At 36.7% G+C, this 2,808-nt stretch carries 2 protein-coding genes and 1 pseudogene; all 3 read right to left on the reverse strand.

Translation table 11 applies throughout. The annotated features are described in order from the left end of the window. Nucleotides 1-410 precede the first annotated feature (410 nt). Nucleotides 411-1,571, reverse strand: coding sequence for a glutamine-hydrolyzing carbamoyl-phosphate synthase small subunit (carA, locus tag AB1414_18485; protein ID MEW6609404.1), 1,161 nt, complete (start codon nt 1,569-1,571; stop codon nt 411-413). Nucleotides 1,572-1,652: 81 nt separating this feature from the next. Next, nucleotides 1,653-1,865 (reverse strand): annotated as a pseudogene (locus AB1414_18490) (GxxExxY protein). Nucleotides 1,866-1,921: 56 nt separating this feature from the next. Then, the gene (locus AB1414_18495; protein ID MEW6609405.1) at nt 1,922-2,524 is read right to left on the reverse strand and encodes a YIP1 family protein; all 603 of its coding nucleotides are present in this window, start codon (nt 2,522-2,524) and stop codon (nt 1,922-1,924) included. Nucleotides 2,525-2,808: the final 284 nt, after the last annotated feature.

Genomic DNA, 2,808 nt, shown 5'->3' on the forward strand with positions numbered 1-2,808 from the left:
GCAAACTTAACAAAGCAATAGGTTGTTCACCACCTTATTTTCCTTCCTTTGCGTCCTTTGCGAAATCTTCCTTTGCGCTCTTTGCGGTTAAATCTTTATACCTTTAAAAAACTTGAACATCAAGTTATAGTATTTTTCGCTATTGTGGGCACATAGTTATATAAAAAGCGGGGATTTAGGTTAATAAGGAATTAAGATTGTGGCATTCAAAATGACTAACAATATATATTATACGAGGAGGATGAAAATAGTGGTAGGAGATAGGAGGTGTGAGGTAAGGAGATAGGCGTGAGGAGTGATGTTTTCCTTACTTTCTACTCTCTACTTCCTATTTTCAGGAAAATCCCTCATTTCACTGACCCATTATATTTTGACGCTTTTGAGAACTTTTTCCTATCTTTCCCTAATTTCTAATTTCTATTCATCATTTCAACAAATTTCTTAAATAAATAACCTGCATCATGAGGACCTGGTGAAGCCTCAGGATGGTATTGAACCGAGAAAATCGGCAGTTTTTTATGCCTCATTCCTTCTAATGTCTGGTCATTAGGGTTGATATGCGTAATTTCAACCTCATCTTTGTTCAAAGAATTAATATCCACACAAAAGCCATGATTTTGTGCCGTAATATCTATTTTACCGGTGGCTAAATCTTTCACTGGTTGATTTCCACCTCGATGTCCGAATTTAAGTTTGTAGGTTTTACCACCAAAGGCTAATCCTAAAATCTGATGGCCTAAGCAAATGCCAAAGATTGGCAATTGGTAATTGGTAACTGGTAATTGGTAATTGGTAACTGGTAACTGGTAATTGGTAATTGGTAATTGGTAGATGAGTTTTTTAACGGTTTCAACCGCATAAGGGACACCAGCGGGGTCGCCGGGACCATTGGATAAAAAAATGCCATCAGGATGGTAGGAAAGTATTTCTTCTGACGAGGTGTTCGCTGGCACAATAATCACTTCACAACCAACATTTTCCAGCATCCGTAAGATATTATGTTTTATACCAAAATCCATCGCTACAATTTTGTATTTTAGATTGGGGATTGGGGACTGGGGATTGGTTTGCCAATGATACGCTTTTTGGCAAGTAACTTCTTTAACTAAGTCCCGACCAATTAAGCCCTGAGAAGACCTGGCTTTAGCCACAAGACTTTCTTTATCTAAATCCTCAGTTGAGATAACTGCTTTCATTGCACCACAAGTCCGAATGTGTTTGGTGAGTGCTCTTGTATCTACCCCTTCTACTCCAATAATTTTATGCCCTTTCAGAAATTCAGCCAATGGTTTTTGAGCTCGCCAATTGCTATAAATCTGACTGTATTCTTTAACCACAAAACCTTCAACATGAGGCATTTGAGATTCCATATCCTCATCGTTTACCCCATAGTTGCCAATCAAGGGATAAGTCATTGTCACTATTTGACCTTTGTAGGAAGGGTCAGTTAGAATTTCTTGATACCCGGTCATACTGGTATTAAAAACTATCTCGCCATATTTCTCTCCAGAGTGGCCAAATGCCTGTCCTTCAAATATTTTTCCATCTTCTAAAGCAATAATTGCCTTCATCTTTTTTATCCTTCTTTCGATTTTAGATAAATCCAAAATCGTAACTATTCACCGCACAGACGCACAGACACAGAGAAAAAATTAAAATCTATTGGCTATACGCTTAATTTCATCTCTTAGAACAGAAACATTAAAATTGATCAATAAACCTATCCTTTTATTCATCATTTTTAGATAGGTTAAAAGTTGAGCTTCGTGAATCGGAAGTAGTTGCTCGACTGCTTTTAATTCTACGATAACTTTTTCTTCAACTAAAAGATCTATCCGGTATCCACAATCTAATTTAAATCCTTTTTTCTCTGTTCCTCTGCGTCTCTGCGGTGAATAGTTACCCAAAATCTAAAATGCTCTTAAAACAGGGAATGTGGAAAAGAAGCAGGGATAATGGAAAAACTCAGCACTAAGGCAAGGAGGATAAGTATAAAAACAGCAAGAATAATGAGAGTAGCAGGTGTGGTTAATATCATCACTGCCCTAAAATTTGAGACCTGATAAATCTCACGGATAGAGATAATTTCTAATTTGACTATCCACAGGAGGATGATTAAATTAAAAAGGAGATAGAGTGAGAATTTTATTGCGTGTGGGGTATTTTGAATTAATAATGACCAGGGGGTAATTAATATTGCGGGTAAAAAACAAAAGCCTAATGCCGTGAACAAACTACTTACTTTACCTTCTCCGTCAAACCATTCAGCAAATAGATGGAAAATCGCCGTTCCAACTATCCAGATACCAATAATAAAAATTAGTCTTCCCAGTAATCCGACCGTAAGGATAACCTTAGCCACATTTAGCTCAACCGGGCTTATTAATATTCCTCCCACATGGCTACTGATAGTGGCTAAAAGCACCACAAAAAATGCCCAACTTACGGGTTTCTGCCCTTGAAGTGCTTTCATACTGACAGCAGGTTTGGTAAATGTATAATATATTGTTTCAACACCACTCATATTGGTTATTATTTTACATTATTGAGCCAATTTTGTCAAGAGGAAAAAAGTGGTAAGCGTTCAGGTGGTGTAACAAAAGGAGATGTGGAGATTAAGGAGATAGGGAGATATTATTAAAAAAATTGAAATTAATAGAAACTAATAGAAATTTATAGAAATTTGTAAGAGTTCAGGTAGGATAACAATAAGGAGACAGGGAGCAGATGGAGAAGTGGAGAAAAGAAGAGTTAAGTGATAGGATTATTAATGCCTGTATTAATGTCCATCAAAAGTTAGTGTCGTGT

It is taken from the genome of bacterium, assembly GCA_040755795.1.
In the GTDB taxonomy this organism is placed as follows: domain Bacteria; phylum UBA9089; class CG2-30-40-21; order CG2-30-40-21; family SBAY01; genus JBFLXS01.

Excerpts from the sequence above, each read along its gene's own strand:
- carA (MEW6609404.1), bottom strand. The coding sequence starts at position 1,571 with ATGAAGGCAATTATTGCTTTAGAAGATGGAAAAATATTTGAAGGACAG.
- AB1414_18495 (MEW6609405.1), bottom strand. The coding sequence starts at position 2,524 with ATGAGTGGTGTTGAAACAATATATTATACATTTACCAAACCTGCTGTC.